Consider the following 14,182-nt stretch of genomic DNA (forward strand, 5'->3'; position numbering starts at 1 on the left):
GTAAACGTCGTCGTCGGCGCCGTGGGCCAACGCCACCGGCGGTGCCCCGGTCGGCCTTACCCGCCGCCCGGAAGAAGCTAACCCGCCGGCTCGTTAGCCTCCGTCACCGCAGGGGTATGGGAGTTCAGTGGCGATAGTGGAGAAAGTGATCGACGCTCCCCCGCAGCAGGTGTTCGACGTGCTTGCCGACGGGTGGACGTACAGCGACTGGGTGGTCGGTACGGCGCACGTGCGCGACGTGGACGACGCCTGGCCCCGGGTGGGCAGCCAGTTGCACCACCGGGCCGGCCCGTGGCCGTTCTCGTTGCAGGACGCCTCGACGGTGCTGGTCTGCGAGCCGCCACACCGTCTGGTGCTGCGCGCCGGGCTGTGGCCGGCCGGGGAGGCGATCGTCGCGTTCACCCTGGAACCGGTCGACGGGGGCGCCACCCGCGTCCGGATCGGTGAGGACTTCGCCGCCGGTCCGCTGCGCTGGGTCCGCAACAAGGCCAACGACCTCGTGCTGCACCTGCGCAACCGGGAGACGTTGGCCCGGCTCTCCGACATCGCCACCCGGCAGAAGGGCCCGCAGTGACGCGGACGGTGGTGCGCCGCCGCCCGCGCTGAGCGCGCCGCCACCTGCGGACGGCCGGACCCACGGGGAGCCTTTTCAATCCGGGTCGGGCAACTGGCTACCCTCTGGGGTAGCCGTGTCCGCAAACCGAGGATGTCCGACATGATCGAGCCCGTCCAACTGCCGTCGCCGTGGCGAGACGTACACCTGACAGTCGTCGTGCCCACCTACAACGAGGCGGGCAACCTGCCGGCGCTGGTCGAGCGGCTGCTCGCGCTGCCGCTGCCGGGGCTGCGCATCCTCGTCGCCGACGACAACTCCCCCGATGGCACCGGCGAGGTGGCCGACAAGCTGGCCATCGAGTACCCGGAGCGGATCGAGGTGATGCACCGGGCCGGCAAGGAGGGCCTGGGTCGGGCGTATGTCGACGGGATGACCCGGGCGCTCGAGGGCGGGGCCGAGTTCGTGGCGCAGATGGACGCCGACCTGTCGCACCCGCCGGAGGCGCTGCCCGGGATGCTGGGCGCGCTGCTCTCCACCCAGTCGGGCGTGGTGATCGGTTCCCGGTACGTGCCGGGCGGCGAGCTGGACGAGAACTGGCCGCTGTACCGCCGCGCGCTCAGCGGCTGGGCGAACCTCTACGTGCACACGCTGCTGCGGGTGCGCATCCGCGACCTGACCGCCGGCTTCAAGATCTGGCGGGCCGACGCGCTGAAGGACATCGGCCTGCACCGGGTGCAGTCCAACGGCTACAGCTTCCAGGTGGAGATGCACTACCTGGCCACCAAGCTGGGCCACACCATCCTGGAGGTCCCGATCCGCTTCGAGGAGCGGCGTGACGGCGTCTCCAAGATGACCACCGCGACCAAGGTCGAGAGCGCGCTGATGCCGTTCCGCCTGCGCAGCAAGCACCGCAACATCACTTCCTGAGCCCACCTCGTCGGCCAGGAGGTTCGCGGCGCGAACCTCCTGGCCGACGGTTCAGTTCGGCGGGTAGACGGTCCGGTGGGCCGCGGCGATGGCCGCCGCGTAGGCGGCGCCGGTCAGGGCCCGGTCGCGGGCCATGGCCGCGCGGGCCGCGTTCGCGCCCGGCGCGCCGTGCACCCCACCGCCCGGGTGCGCCGACGAACTGGCCAGGAAGAGCCGGTCCACCGGAGTGTCCGCACGGCCCAGGCCGGGGATCGGGCGCAGGAACAACTGTTGGTACGCGGCGGCGGTGCCCCCACCCAGCGCGCCACCGACCAGGCTCGGGTCGCCCTTCTCCAGGTCGGCCGGCCCGGCCACGTGCCGGCCCACGATGAGCTGCCGGAACCCCGGAGCGGCCGCTTCGAGCACGTCCTCCATGCGCTGCACGTGTTCGGCGATGTCCTCGGCCCGCCAGTTCCGCCGGAACGGCAGGTGGGTGTACGACCAGAGCGACTCGGTGCCCGGCGGCGAGTGGCTGGGGTCGGCCACGGACATCTGCCCGACCAGCAGGAACGGGTCACGGGGCAGCTCACCCCGGGCCAGCTCGCCGGCGTAGCGGGTCAGCCCGTCGAGGTCCGCGCCGAGGTGCACGGTGCCGGCCCCGGCGATCGCCCGGTTGGTCCACGGGACTCCGGCGGAGAGCGCCCAGTCCACCTTCAGCGTCGAGCCGTCCCACCGGAAGTGCGCCAGGTCCTCCACGAGCCGCGACGGCAGGACCGCCGCACCGACGAGGTCGAGGTAGAGGGCGGGCGCCGGCACGTCGGCGAGGACCGCCCGCCGGGCCCGCCACAGCGTGCCGCCCTCGGTGCGTACGCCCATCGCCCGGCCGCGCGCGGTGAGCACCCGGTCGACGCGTGCGCCGTACAGGATGCGGCCGCCGCGTTCGGCGAGGCGGTCCACCAGCGCGTCGGTGATCCGCCGCGCGCCCCCGTCGGGCACCGGCCAGCCGACCTGCTGACCGAGCATGGCCAGCAGCCAGCCGTACACGCCGGAGCCGGCCTCCTCAGGGGACAGGTCGGTGTGCAGGGCGCATCCGGCGAGCAGCGCCGGGCCCCCCTCGCCGTCGAACAGCTCGTCGCCGAGTTTGCGCACCGGCACCACGAGTCGGCGGGCCAGCCGCAGCGCCCCCGCGACCCGCAGCCGGCGCAGCAGACCCAGTCCGCCACGTACCGGCGGGAACGGCGTGGTGATCGTGGTCAGCATCGGCTCGGCCACCTCGAGCCAGTCCGTGTACGCGTTCAGCCAGCGCTTCCCGTCGCCGGGGGCGAACTGTTCCAACGAGGCGGCCGTGGCGTCCGGGTCCCGGTTGATCACCGCGGCCCGCCCGTCGGGCAGCAGGTGCGCCAGCACGTCCGGGGCGTGCCGCCAGGACAGCCCGTGGCGGCCCAGGTCGAGGCCGTTGAGCACGGGCGAGGCGTACCCGAGGGGGTAGAACGAGCTGTAGAGGTCGCTCAGATAGCCGGGCGCGGTGACCTCGGCCGACTGGACGGCGCCGCCGGGTACGGCGGTCGCTTCCAGCACGACCACGTCCCACCCGGCGTCGGCCAGCAGGTTCGCCGCGACCAGGCCGTTGTGCCCGGCGCCGATGACGACGGCGTCCGCGCTCTCCGCGCCGGTGGTAGTCATCCGACCCGCCTACCCGGGGCGCAACCGGGCGAAACGCGTTTGTCTCGCCGGGACCCGGGCATCCAGCGCCGCATGTACACGGTTGCGCAGCTGGTGGGCGGGGTGTGGGGCGCGGGCGGGTCCGGCGGCGAGCTGGTCGTGTGTGATCCGGCGGACGGCGAACCGGTCACCTCGGCGCCGGTCGCCACGGCCGATGAGGTCGGCAAGGCGGCCCAGGCGGCACGCGAGGCGGCCGACGAATGGGCGGCGACCGCGCCGGCCGAGCGGGCGGCGACCCTGCACCGGGCCGCGGACGCGGTCGCGGCGCTCGCCGACGAGCTGGCGGCGGCGGTCACCGCGGAGATGGGCAAGCCACTCGCGGACGCCCGCGGCGGCGTCGAGGCGGGCATCGGCACCCTGCGACAGTACGCGGAACTCGCGCCGCTGCGCGGCGGGCGGACGTTGCACGGCGCGACCGACGCGGTGGACTTCATGACTCCGCAGCCGCGCGGCGTGGTCGCCGCGATCACCCCCTGGAACGACCCGGTTGCGGTGTCGTGCGGGCTGCTCGGCGCGGCCCTGGTCACCGGCAACGTGGTGCTCTACAAGCCGAGCGAGCGGACGCCCGCGACGGGCTGGCTGCTGGCCCGGGCCCTGGACGGGGCGTTGCCGGCGGGCGTGCTGTCCCTGCTCACCGGCGGCCCGGAGGTCGGGGCGGCGTTGGCCGCGCAGGACGTGGACGTGATCGCGCACGTCGGCGCCACCACCACCGGGCGGAAGATCGCCGCCGCCGCGGCCGGCACCGGCGCGAAGGTGCTGCTGGAGAACGGGGGCAGCGACCCGCTCGTCGTCGACGCGGGTGTCGACCCCGAGTGGGCGGCGCAACAGGCCGCACTCGGCGCGTTCGCCAACGCCGGGCAGATCTGTGTCGCGGTGGAGCGGATCTACGTACATCGCGACCTGGCCGACGACTTCGTGGCGGCGCTGGTGCGCAGGGCAGAGGCGTTGCGGGTCGGGCCGGGGCGCGACCCGGGCACCGAGTTGGGCCCGCTCGTGGACCGGCGGCACCGCGACCACGTGCACGGACAGGTGACGGCGGCGGTGGCGGCCGGCGCGCGGGTACGCACCGGCGGGGAGCTGCCGGACGGACCGGGCGCGTACTACCCGGCCACCGTGGTCGCCGACTGCCGGCACGACATGGCGTTGGTGCGCGAGGAGACGTTCGGGCCGGTGGCCCCGGTGGTGGTGGTCGACTCGTTCGACGAGGCGCTGACCTGTGCGGCGGACTCCCCGTACGGGCTGGCGGCCACGGTGCTGACCGCGTCGATGAGCCACGCGCAGCGGGCCTGGCGGGAGTTGCCGGTGGGCACCGTGAAGGTCAACGCGGTGTTCGGCGGGGCGCCGGGCGGGGCCGCGCATCCGCGCCGGGCCAGCGGGCAGGGCTTCGGCTACGGCCCGGAGCTGCTGGACGAGTTCACGGCCACGAAGGCGGTGCACATCGAGGCGCCCGGCGGCGGGCGGTGGTGAGCGGTCCAAGGTGAGCGGACCGGTGGTGAGCGGCACGGGGCGGACGCAGGGGTGGCGCGTCCGTCCCGTGCCACGCTGCGCGTGGGTCAGTCGCCGCGAGCCTTGCGGGTCGCCCGGTCGTTGGCCTTCTCGATGGCCGTGACCAGCTCCGACTTGGTCATGCTGGACCGGCCCGGTACATCCAGCTTGCGGGCCACCGACATCAGGTGGTCCTTGCTGGCGTTGGCGTCCACCCCACCGGCGGTGGGGGCACGCCGCTCGGGGCCTCCACCGGCGGCCTGGCGGTCGCTCGGGCCCTTACGACCCTTGGGCTCCCAGTGGTCGCCCACCTTCTCGAACTGGTGCTTCACCGCGGCGAAGGCGACACGGTGTGACCGCTCGCCCTCGCCGTAGGTCTCCACCGCCGAGTCGTGCGTCTTCGCCCAGGTGCGCTGCGCCTTGTCCGAGGAGCGTCGCAGCGTGCTGGGCAGGTCCTCGCGCGCGGGCATCTCGTCCTCCTGAAGCATCGACAGAGTCACCGTGTCCGTTCCCGGCGAGCGCGGCGGCAAACCCTAGCGGCGTCGGCGGGCCGACGAGCGGGTTTGTCGATTTCCCGCCCTGGGTACCGGCCGGTCCAGGCCAGACCGGACGACCGGTCATCCGGTGGCCGGGGCACAGGGAGCGGGCATGACGACCACGGATCCCGGTACGACACTCACCGGTTCGGGAGTTCCCCGGCGGATCCGGCAACTGAGCTGGCGGACGTGGCGCGGGGTGCTGGTCCGCAGCGTGCAGAACTTCGTGAACGACAACTGTTCGGACTGGGCCGCCGCGCTCACCTACTACGGGGTGCTGGCGCTCTTTCCGTCCGCCATCGTGGTGGTGGCCCTGGTCGGCCTGGTCTCGTCCGGCGAGCGGACCCTCGACACGGTTGTCGACCTGGCCAAGCAGGTGGGTGCCAGTTCGGTGGTGGCCGACGACGACGGCGGCGTGGTCGGGGTGATCCGCTCGGTGGTCGTCCAGCAGAGCAACGCCAAGGTGCTGCTGAGCTTCGGTCTGCTCGGCGCGCTGTGGTCCGCGTCGGGCTTCATCGGCGCGTTCACCCGCGCCTCCAACGCCATCTACGGGGTGACCGAGGGCAGGTCGGTCTGGTGGCTGCGGCCGTTGCAGATCGGCCTGGCCGCCGTGACGCTGGTGCTGCTCGCGGTGGTCGCCCTCGCCCTGATCGTGAGCGGCCCGGTCACCGACGCGGTCGGCGACCTGATCAACGCGGGTGGTCTGGCGCGAACGGTGTGGAGCGTCGCGAAGTGGCCGGTGCTCGCCCTGGTGATGATGGTGCTGCTGTCCCTGCTGTTCTGGATCGCCCCGAACGTGCGCCAACCCCGTTTCCGCTGGCTCACCCCCGGCGGCTTTGTGGCCCTGCTCTCCTGGGCGGTGGTGTCCTTCGGTTTCGGCTTCTACGTCGCGAACTTCGCCACCTACAAAACGACCTACGGCAGCCTGGGCGCGGCCATCGCGTTCCTGGTCTGGCTCTACCTGTCCAACTGTGCCCTGATGCTCGGCGTGCAGATCAACTCAGAGGTGCAGCGCGGCCGGCAGTTGCAGGCGGGCGAGAAGGACGCGGGCGATCCGGTCCTGCCGCCGCGCAAGCCGGCCGAGGACTGAAAGGGACCGGATGTCCGGCCCGGGGGCCGGTTCGTGGCCCGGTGCCGGTTTACCGGACGGGGTGCCGGGTAGCGCAGAAGACATGGAGCGTGGCAACAGCAAGCACGGACCGAGGATCGACGAGCAGATGAGCCAGGAGGTCAGCGGCCTCGTGCAGGGGCCGGGCACCGGCGGCTCACGGGTCGACGAATCCCGGGTTCCCGAGCCGGCCGGTGAGGACCAGCCGGAGGCCACCACGGCCCCGGCGGGCGACCTGCGCACCGGCACCCCGCAGGGGATGAGTTCCACCGACGTGGAGCAGCGCAGCCGGCTCGGCCGATTCATCTCGATGAGCGCCCTGCCCGGCGACCGGCTGGTGCTCATCGCCAGCGCGCGGGAGAACGAGGCGCCCGACGACATCGTGGCGGCGCTGGAACGGCTGCCCGATGGCACCGAGTACCAGACGGTCTCCGAGGTGTGGGCCGCGCTCGGCAACAAAAACGAGACAACCCGCTGGTAGTGATCGCCCCCCGATCCGACAGACAGCGGCCGAAGGAGGATTGACCGATGAGTGGCGTTACCGAACACGTTGAGGTTTCCGTACCTGTGCGGACCGCGTACGACCAGTGGACGCAGTTCGAGGAGTTCCCCCAGTTCATGGAGGGCGTGCAGGAGGTCCGGCAGCTCTCCGAGACGATGACCCACTGGACGGTGGACATCGCCGGTGTCAAGCGCGAGTTCGACGCCGAGATCACCGAGCAGCTTCCCGACGAGCGGGTCGCGTGGCGTTCGACCGGCGGCACCCAGCAGGCTGGTGTGGTGACCTTCCACCGCCTGGACGAGAGCAAGACCCGGGTCACCCTCCAGCTCGAGTTCGAGCCGCACGGTGTGGTCGAGCAGGCTGGCGACAAGCTCGGCATCGTCGACCGGCGCGCCAAGGGCGACCTGGAGCGGTTCAAGACGTTCATCGAGCGGCGCGGTCAGGAGACCGGCGCCTGGCGTGGCTCGGTGGACCGCCCGCAGCCGTGATCGGGCGTACGCGATGAACGATGGCCGCCGGTTTCCCGGCGGCCATCGTCGTGTTCCGGGCCGTGAGGCACCTGTTTGCGATCATCGCGCCCGGGTACCGCTGATGGCATGACGGACGACAGGGTGTGGCGTGACGAGGAGCGGCTGCCGCTGGAGGAGTTGGAGCGCGCCGTGGCGGGTTCCAGCATCGACGGGCAGGCTGACGACGTGACCGGCAACGACGCCGGCGAGGAGGCCGCCTTCGGGCACGGGCCGGCGGCGGCCGACCGGGGCGGCGAGGCGCCGGGGCGGGAGCCGACCGACCCGGAGCGCGCCTACCGTCCGTCCACGACCGGCCGTACCGGACCGGACAACGGATAGTCCACGCCGGGCGGCCCGGTCCGCCCGGCGTCCCCGGACGACCGGCGGGCGCCCAGCTCGTAGAGCACGATCAGCGCCAGCGCGAGCACCACCAGAGCCGGGCCGAGCGCCTGTACCGACACCTTGCTGATCAGCACGCCGAGGCCCGCCGGTACGAGCGCCGCGCCCAGACCGGCGGCGCCGATCTGCAACCCGATGGCGCGGTCCGCGTGCGCCGCGCCGACCCTTTCGGCGGTGGTGAGGGTGAGCAGCGGGAACACCGGCGCGGCGGCGAAGCCGAGCACGACCAGGCCGAGAACGGCCAGCACGGCCGAGCCGGGGACGGCGATCAGCGCCGCGCCGACGGCCATGCCCGCCAGGCTCACCCGCAACACCAACCGGGGCCCGAGCCGTTCGGCCACCACCCCCTGCACCACCCGGCCGACGAAGAGACTCCCCCAGTACGCGGAGACGCAGCCGCCCGCCACCGCGGCGCTCAGGCCGCGCCCCTGGGTGAGCAGCAGGAACGCCCACAGCCCGGCGGACACCTCGATGGCGACGTACAGCGCGAAGGCGAGTGTCCCCGACCAGACGACCGGCAACCGCAGCGTGGCCAGGACCGGCACCCGGACCGGCGCAGCGGTGTCGGACGTTTCCGCGTCCGCCCCGGGAGCGGGATCGCGGCGTCGCCACGCGCGTACGGTCAGCGCGAACGCCGTGGCGAGGGCGAGCTGGGCGGCGGCCACGATGCCGTACCCCCACCGCCAGGCCAGGCCGGCGCTCAGTGCCGCCGTCATGATCAGTGGACCGATCGCCACGCCCAGGCCGAAGAAGGCGTGCAGCCAGTTCATGTGGCGCGGACCGAACGCGCCGGCCGCGTACGCGTTGAGCCCGGAGTCGACCGCGCCGGAGCCCAGCCCGAGCAGCAGCGCGCATCCCACGATAACCGCCAGTACGGGGCTCAGGGCGTATCCGGTCAGCGCCAGACTGGCGAGCAGGGTGCTTCCGGCGAGCAGCGCGCCCACGCCGATGCGGGCCAGCGTGAACCCGGCCAGCACGCTGGAGGTGAGGTAGCCGACGGTGCCCGCGGTGAGCAGCAACCCGACGGCCTCGGTCGGGACGCCGAAGTCCGCCCGGATCGACGGCCAGCCGACGCCGAGCAGGCCGTCCGGCAGGCCGAGGCTGACGAACGCGAGGTAGGCCAGCAGGAGCAGCGCGGCGCGGGGTGGCGGGGGCGAGGTGGACATGGGACAGCATCCTGCCGCAGCGCACCCTACCGGCGGCGGAGGCCGCCCGCCCGCTGCGACAAGAAGTGGTGTCCGGACGGTCGAGAAAGCGGACAGCTCAGTCAGAACCGGCCGATCGGGGGACGGCAAACGCGCGTGTGCGCGTAAGAATTTCGGGATGCATCAAGGCTCCGGAATCCTCTCCACGCGTCAGCGTCGCATCGCCTGGCTCGGCTTCCTGCTCGCCGCGCTCCAGGCACCGGTGTCGGCCCGGCTCGTCTCCGACGACTCGTGGCTGTTCAGCGTCTGCGTCGCGCTGATGGTGGCCACCGTGATCATCGCCGATGACGCCGCCCGTCGCCGGCCCGCCAACGCCCCCAGCGAGTAGAGCGGCCAACCGCACTTTCGGCCAGGGGCGCTTTGTTGATGCCCCTGGCTGCCCGTTACCTGGTCACCGGCCGGAGCCGCCCTCCGGCAGTTCCGGCCGGTGACGAATCAGACGGGCTCGATCGCAAGGCCGGTGATCTGGTCGTCCTTGATGTCGAACACGAGGGCGAAGGACAGGGGCCCGCCAGGGAAGTCACCGTCCCCGGAGGCCACCAGCCGGTCGTCCGCGAACGAGGTGGGCGTGAGCACGACCTTGGGGTTGATCAGGTGCCCCTGGATCCACTCACGGATCTCGGCCGCGCCGGTCCAGGTCTGCCCGTCATCGCGCACGGTGGCCCCGTCGCCGAAGACCGCGGCCAGCTCGTTCGCATCGTGCGCGTTGGTTGCCGTGATGAAGTGATCGACGGCCTTGGGCAGATTGATGTCGTTCATTTTTTCTCTCCAGTCTTCTCGGGTGCCCGGACGCGGGCGCGTGCCGGTGTGCAACAGGCTCAGAAGTCCGCTCCGCGGGAGAGCTTCTCGTTCGCGCGCAGCTCCGCGAGCGCGTTCTCGTGCATCGCGACAACGGCGTCGTAGCCGGAGTTGCCCAGCACGATCCGCTTCGGCGGCACCGGTGCGTTCAACGCGCTGATCACGGCCTGCACCCCGCGAACAGGGTCCCCCGCCTGCTTGCCGTTGTGGTCCACGAACGCCGCCCGGACACCCTCGACCATCGGCACGTAGGCGTCGACGATCTCGTTGACGTCCTCGCTCTGGAAGTAGGCGAAGGCCTTGGTGCGGAACGCTCCCGGCTCCACGACGAGCACGCGGACCCCGAACGGCTCAACCTCCTGGCGCAGTGTCTCCGACAGTCCTTCGATCGCGAACTTCGCCGCCGCGTAGTAGCCGAACCCCAGCGCGCCGACGAGGCCTGCCACCGACGACATGTTCACGATCCAGCCGCTTCCGCGTGCCCGCATACCGGGCAGGACCGCGCGTACCACCTCGACCACGGCGAACAGGTTGAGGTCGAACGTGCGGCGGATCGTCTCGTCAGGCGCACCCTCGATCGAGCCGTACCAGCCACGGCCCGCGCTGTTGACGAGCACGTCGATCCCGCCGAACCGCTCCTCGGCCGTCTTGACCGCCGCACGCACCTGGTCGGCATCGGTGACGTCGAGCTGAAGGACCAGCACACGGTCGCCGTACGACTCAGCCCACTCTCGCAGCTCAGCGGGCCGACGGGCGGTCACCACCACCTGATCGCCCTGCTCCAGGGCAGCCTCGGCGTAGACGAGGCCGAACCCGCCGGGCGTCCCACCCGTGATGAACCAAGTCCTCATGGACTTCTCCTTTCGCTATAGAGCGCAATGTAGCGCTACATGAGCTAATGTAGCAACCATGCAGAACGCACGAGATCGACTCCTGCTCGCCGCAGCGGAGTTGCTGGAGAGCGGCGGCACGGTGTCCACGAGGGCGGTGTGCGATCGCGCCGGGGTGCAGGCCCCGACGCTGTACCACCACTTCGGCAGCAAGCAGGGCCTGATCGACGCCGTGGCGAGCCACGGCTTCACCCAGTACACGGCGGTCGAGAACTCTGGCGACCCGCTGAACGACCTGCGCGAGGGCTGGGACAGACACGTGCAGTTCGGGCTGGAGCACCCGTCGTTCTACGGGCTGCTCTACGGCCGCGCAGAGCCCGGAAAGCCCTGCGCCGTCACCGCTCCCGCGCACGCCGCGTTGCGCGACCGGCTGACCGCCGCCCGGGGCCGACTCAAGGTGCCGGCGGCCGATGCCGCCGAACAGGTGTTGGCCGCCAACGTCGGCATCACGCTCACCTTGATCAGCCAGCCCGAGCCGGATCTCGCACTGTCCGGACGCGTGCGCGAGGCCGCGCTGGCCGGAGTCCTGCGCATGGCCCCCACCGACGCCCCCGCGACTCGTGCGAGCACCGCACTGACGCTGCGCGCGCTGGTCGGCGACGACCCGGGCGACCTCACCCCTGGCGAACAGGCGCTGCTCGGCGAACTGCTGGACCGCCTGGCCCGCTAGGAGGGTCGGTGGCGAAGTCGGTCATGACCTCGACACGAGCCCTAGTCCGGGTAGGAGGGGTCGATCACCATCTCCCGGATCTCGATGATGCCGGGCCAGTGCCGGGAGACCGGGTCCGTGCCGCGGCGCAGCCAGAGGGTCGTGCCGTCGGCGGCCGTCGCGGTCTCGATGACGTGGTCGGCGTCCGCCTCGATGCGGCCGGTCTCCACCGACCCCAGGCCGAGCCTCGCCGCCTCGGCCCGCAGGTCGCCGCGAGCGAGGTACACCAGAGCACCGCGGCCCAGGTCCACCCCGACCGCAGCCACCCCGACCTTGGCCAACCACGGCTGCAACGCCTCCACCGTCCCGGCGAACGTGGTCGCCGGCACGGCGACGAAGAGCCGGGCCACCACCTCGGCCCCAGCCGGCGCGATGTCAAGGGTGCGGTCGGGGCTGAGAGCGGTGCCGTGGGTCGCGCCCTCCCAGCCCAACTCCTGGTCGGCCCGGTTGATCACCAGGCGGGTGGCCGGCGGGCCGGACGGCGGTCCCAGGGTCTCGGCGTAGCGGACATTCGACGAGTAGACGAAGTCCTGCTCCCGCCAGCCGAAGCGGCGCAACAGTCCGGAGGCCAGGTCACGCATGGCGCGTTCCTCGTTGACGGCGACGCGCCAGCCGGACAGCAGCAGGTCGGCGCGCTCGATGTCGACGTCCATCCCGTCGGCGCCGAGATCGTCGGCGAGTGGAGCGTACCGACGCAGCGTCACGGCGGTGCTCGCGGTCCCGCGCTCCAGCCTGAGCATCGCCCTCATCATGAACGGCGGCTTCCTGTCCTTTGCCATGAACGCTCCTCACGAATGACGGGGCCCGGCGAACCGGGCCCCATCATCCACATGCCGCCAGTCCGTTGTCAGTCCGGTCGGGCCTCGTGCCCCGACTGGCCCCGCGTGCGGCGGCGCTCCTTCATCTCCGCCTCGTAGAGGTGGCGCCGTCCGCCCACCAGCTCGTCGCGGGCCTGTTGGTCCAGCTCCCGGAACAGCGCGTGGTAGCCGTCGTCGAAGTCCTCGACGATCTGGAACGTCCACCGGCCGGCGATCACGTTGCGGCCCAGCAGCTCGGTGTCGATCCGCTCGGCGATCCGGTGGTGCCCGGCGGCACGGAACGTCTCCACCGCGTCGTCGAGCATCAGGTCGGCGTGCCCGATGAGCTGGTGCAGCGAATACAGGTGCCCGCGGGCCCGCTCGACGCACTCCAACGCCTCGCTGAGCTTGCCCAGCGCGGCGACCGTCTCGTCGCTCACCCCGGCCGGCCGCCGGTGCTGCTCGTCCGGCCCGTCCGCCCGCTGCCCCATCGCCGATCCCACCCTCTGTGCCGTCCTGCGTCGTCGGGTGCCTGGTGCCCCGTCTGTGCCGGATCAACCCTCGCGGTCAGCCTCGCTCGTCCGGTGGCACAACCCACAAGCGCCGAGCGGCCGAGGTCGGTCGATCACCGGTCGGTTAGCCTCGGTCACCATGCGTGTGCCGTTCAACCGGGTCGCCTCCCCGACCGCCGTCGAGTCGGCGCGGTCCACCCTGGCCGCCCTCACCGTCTTCGTGGGCACCGCCGGCCTCGCGGCCGCCGCCGCGCGTCCCGGGCTGCTGGCGCTGGTCGACCAGCACGCCGCCGCCGTCCGCGACAGCCTGGACGGTGACCGCCGGCCGTTGACCGCCGCGGCGCTCGCCGGCTACGCCGAGGGGGTACGCGCCGCCGCCCTGGAGCACGGGTGGGCCCCGTCGCGCGGGTCGGTGGACTGGAGCGCGCCGGAGTGGCCGCTGACCCGGCTGGTCGCCGTCTGCGCGCTGGCCCGCTCGCTCGAGCGTTCCTGACCGCGCGAAGGGCGCCCACCGACTGGGTGGACGCCCTTCTCCTGGCACGGGTCGTGCCCGGTTACGGACGCTGGTCGGCCGCACCGGACTGGTACGTGCCACGCCCACCCGACACCGTCGACTGCTCGTCGACCCGGGGCATGGCCTGGGTCCGGTCGCCGCCACGGTCGGCCATCTGCCGCTCCATGTCGCCGCGCCCCGCCGAGGCGGCCCGCCGGTGCTCCTGCACCGCCCGGGCTTCCCGGGCGGCCCGGTCCAGCCAGCCGTCCCAGCGGTTCTGCATCGGCTTGACCAGGCCACCGCCGACGCCGATGATCAGGATGCCGGCGACCGTGGCGAGGACCGCGATCAGCACCGGAGTGGTGACCGTGGTGGCGATACCCACCTGGTTCAGGGCGGCGATCACGCCGAGCGCGATGATGAAGATCGCCGTCAGGTCCGCCAGGACCTTGCCGTACGAGAGTCCGCCCAGCGCCCCGGTGACCAGATCCCGGACGGCGTTGGCGATAGCGGCCGCGACCACCACGATGACGATCGCGATGAACGCGCGCGGCAGCCAGGCCACCACGCCGCTGATCAGGTCACTGATCGCGTTGGGCCCCCAGACTCCGAAGGCGAACTGCAGGGTGAACAGCAGGACGGCGTAGTACGCCAACCTGGCCAGGATGTCGCTGGCGTCGTACTTCGTTCTCTCGAGTGCCCGTTTGATGCCTCCGCGTTCGACTGCTTCGTCGAAGCGCACCCGTTCCAGCACCGCATCCACGATCTTGAGGACCGCTCTGGCGATTAGCCAGCCGACCACGAGGATGACGATGAAGGCCACTGCCTTCGGGATGAAGAGCAGCACCGACCTCCAGGTGTCGGCGATGGCGTCGCCGATGTCGGCCTGCCGCACCGCGAGGGTTTTCAGCATGATGTCCCTCCTGTCGCGTGGACTGCGCCGGGCGCATACCCGGCCACCGGTGCGGCAGTCCGGGCGGCTCACTGCCATTTTTCCGACAAGTCGACTAACAGGGGCCTTGACCTGCCCGAACAGCAACCACGCCGGGGGTGTC

18 protein-coding genes are annotated in these 14,182 nt (G+C 72.1%); 10 read left to right on the plus strand and 8 right to left on the minus strand.

Annotation, left to right across the window (positions count from 1 at the left end; translation table 11 throughout):
* Positions 1 to 127: 127 nt before the first annotated feature.
* Positions 128 to 574, plus strand: a complete 447-nt coding sequence (locus ACLQ25_RS20505; RefSeq protein ID WP_425732414.1) for an SRPBCC family protein — start codon at positions 128 to 130, stop codon at positions 572 to 574.
* Between the two features lie 141 nt (positions 575 to 715).
* On the plus strand, positions 716 to 1,483 hold the full coding sequence (locus ACLQ25_RS20510; RefSeq protein WP_425732415.1) for a polyprenol monophosphomannose synthase: 768 nt from the start codon (positions 716 to 718) through the stop codon (positions 1,481 to 1,483).
* A 51-nt stretch (positions 1,484 to 1,534) separates the two neighbouring features.
* Here ACLQ25_RS20510 and ACLQ25_RS20515 read toward each other — a convergent pair whose 3' ends face one another.
* Entirely contained in the window at positions 1,535 to 3,145 is a 1,611-nt protein-coding gene (locus tag ACLQ25_RS20515; protein WP_425732416.1) for a phytoene desaturase family protein, read from the minus strand.
* Positions 3,146 to 3,217: 72 nt separating this feature from the next.
* Here ACLQ25_RS20515 and ACLQ25_RS20520 point away from each other — a divergent pair, with 72 nt between their 5' ends.
* On the plus strand, positions 3,218 to 4,651 hold the full coding sequence (locus ACLQ25_RS20520; RefSeq protein ID WP_425732417.1) for an aldehyde dehydrogenase family protein: 1,434 nt from the start codon (positions 3,218 to 3,220) through the stop codon (positions 4,649 to 4,651).
* Positions 4,652 to 4,737: 86 nt separating this feature from the next.
* On the opposite strand, the gene ACLQ25_RS20525 is transcribed toward ACLQ25_RS20520, so the two are convergent.
* Complete coding sequence (locus ACLQ25_RS20525; protein ID WP_425732418.1) at positions 4,738 to 5,139, minus strand: ChaB family protein; 402 nt, start codon at positions 5,137 to 5,139, stop codon at positions 4,738 to 4,740.
* Between the two features lie 178 nt (positions 5,140 to 5,317).
* Here ACLQ25_RS20525 and ACLQ25_RS20530 point away from each other — a divergent pair, with 178 nt between their 5' ends.
* From ACLQ25_RS20530 to ACLQ25_RS20545, 4 genes are all read left to right on the plus strand, one after another.
* Entirely contained in the window at positions 5,318 to 6,295 is a 978-nt protein-coding gene (locus ACLQ25_RS20530; protein WP_425732419.1) for a YihY/virulence factor BrkB family protein, read from the plus strand.
* Positions 6,296 to 6,377: 82 nt separating this feature from the next.
* Positions 6,378 to 6,794 (plus strand): DUF2795 domain-containing protein, encoded by a 417-nt coding sequence (locus ACLQ25_RS20535; protein WP_425732420.1) that lies wholly within the window; start codon positions 6,378 to 6,380, stop codon positions 6,792 to 6,794.
* A gap of 47 nt (positions 6,795 to 6,841) precedes the next feature.
* Entirely contained in the window at positions 6,842 to 7,303 is a 462-nt protein-coding gene (locus ACLQ25_RS20540) for an SRPBCC family protein (RefSeq protein WP_357119737.1), read from the plus strand.
* A 108-nt stretch (positions 7,304 to 7,411) separates the two neighbouring features.
* A complete protein-coding gene (locus tag ACLQ25_RS20545) occupies positions 7,412 to 7,663 on the plus strand; it encodes a hypothetical protein (RefSeq protein ID WP_355053421.1) in 252 nt (83 codons plus the stop codon).
* On the opposite strand, the gene ACLQ25_RS20550 is transcribed toward ACLQ25_RS20545, so the two are convergent.
* Positions 7,618 to 8,889, minus strand: a complete 1,272-nt coding sequence (locus ACLQ25_RS20550; RefSeq protein ID WP_425732421.1) for an MFS transporter — start codon at positions 8,887 to 8,889, stop codon at positions 7,618 to 7,620. The genes ACLQ25_RS20545 and ACLQ25_RS20550 overlap by 46 nt on opposite strands.
* A 157-nt stretch (positions 8,890 to 9,046) precedes the next feature.
* Between ACLQ25_RS20550 and ACLQ25_RS20555 the strand changes: the two genes are divergently transcribed.
* The gene (locus ACLQ25_RS20555) at positions 9,047 to 9,256 is read left to right on the plus strand and encodes a hypothetical protein (protein ID WP_357119743.1); all 210 of its coding nucleotides are present in this window, start codon (positions 9,047 to 9,049) and stop codon (positions 9,254 to 9,256) included.
* A gap of 107 nt (positions 9,257 to 9,363) precedes the next feature.
* Here ACLQ25_RS20555 and ACLQ25_RS20560 read toward each other — a convergent pair whose 3' ends face one another.
* Together ACLQ25_RS20560 and ACLQ25_RS20565 are read right to left on the minus strand one after the other, a co-directional pair.
* Positions 9,364 to 9,741 carry a nuclear transport factor 2 family protein gene (locus ACLQ25_RS20560; protein ID WP_425732422.1) on the minus strand — a complete coding sequence of 126 codons (378 nt, stop codon included), beginning with the start codon at positions 9,739 to 9,741 and terminating at the stop codon, positions 9,364 to 9,366.
* 5 nt (positions 9,742 to 9,746) lie between these two features.
* A complete protein-coding gene (locus ACLQ25_RS20565; protein ID WP_425732423.1) occupies positions 9,747 to 10,577 on the minus strand; it encodes an SDR family NAD(P)-dependent oxidoreductase in 831 nt (276 codons plus the stop codon).
* A 58-nt stretch (positions 10,578 to 10,635) separates the two neighbouring features.
* On the opposite strand from ACLQ25_RS20565, the gene ACLQ25_RS20570 reads away from it, so the two are divergent.
* Positions 10,636 to 11,286, plus strand: a complete 651-nt coding sequence (locus ACLQ25_RS20570) for a TetR/AcrR family transcriptional regulator (RefSeq protein ID WP_425732424.1) — start codon at positions 10,636 to 10,638, stop codon at positions 11,284 to 11,286.
* A gap of 41 nt (positions 11,287 to 11,327) precedes the next feature.
* On the opposite strand, the gene ACLQ25_RS20575 is transcribed toward ACLQ25_RS20570, so the two are convergent.
* Together ACLQ25_RS20575 and ACLQ25_RS20580 are read right to left on the minus strand one after the other, a co-directional pair.
* On the minus strand, positions 11,328 to 12,104 hold the full coding sequence (locus tag ACLQ25_RS20575) for a hypothetical protein (protein ID WP_425732425.1): 777 nt from the start codon (positions 12,102 to 12,104) through the stop codon (positions 11,328 to 11,330).
* Positions 12,105 to 12,172: 68 nt separating this feature from the next.
* Complete coding sequence (locus ACLQ25_RS20580) at positions 12,173 to 12,613, minus strand: hypothetical protein (protein ID WP_425732426.1); 441 nt, start codon at positions 12,611 to 12,613, stop codon at positions 12,173 to 12,175.
* A gap of 160 nt (positions 12,614 to 12,773) precedes the next feature.
* On the opposite strand from ACLQ25_RS20580, the gene ACLQ25_RS20585 reads away from it, so the two are divergent.
* Positions 12,774 to 13,127 carry a DUF6401 family natural product biosynthesis protein gene (locus tag ACLQ25_RS20585; RefSeq protein WP_425732427.1) on the plus strand — a complete coding sequence of 118 codons (354 nt, stop codon included), beginning with the start codon at positions 12,774 to 12,776 and terminating at the stop codon, positions 13,125 to 13,127.
* 61 nt (positions 13,128 to 13,188) lie between these two features.
* Here ACLQ25_RS20585 and ACLQ25_RS20590 read toward each other — a convergent pair whose 3' ends face one another.
* Positions 13,189 to 14,040, minus strand: a complete 852-nt coding sequence (locus ACLQ25_RS20590; RefSeq protein ID WP_425732428.1) for a mechanosensitive ion channel family protein — start codon at positions 14,038 to 14,040, stop codon at positions 13,189 to 13,191.
* Positions 14,041 to 14,182 lie beyond the last annotated feature (142 nt).

It is taken from the genome of Micromonospora sp. DT44 (assembly GCF_049841635.1).
In the GTDB taxonomy this organism is placed as follows: Bacteria; Actinomycetota; Actinomycetes; order Mycobacteriales; family Micromonosporaceae; genus Micromonospora.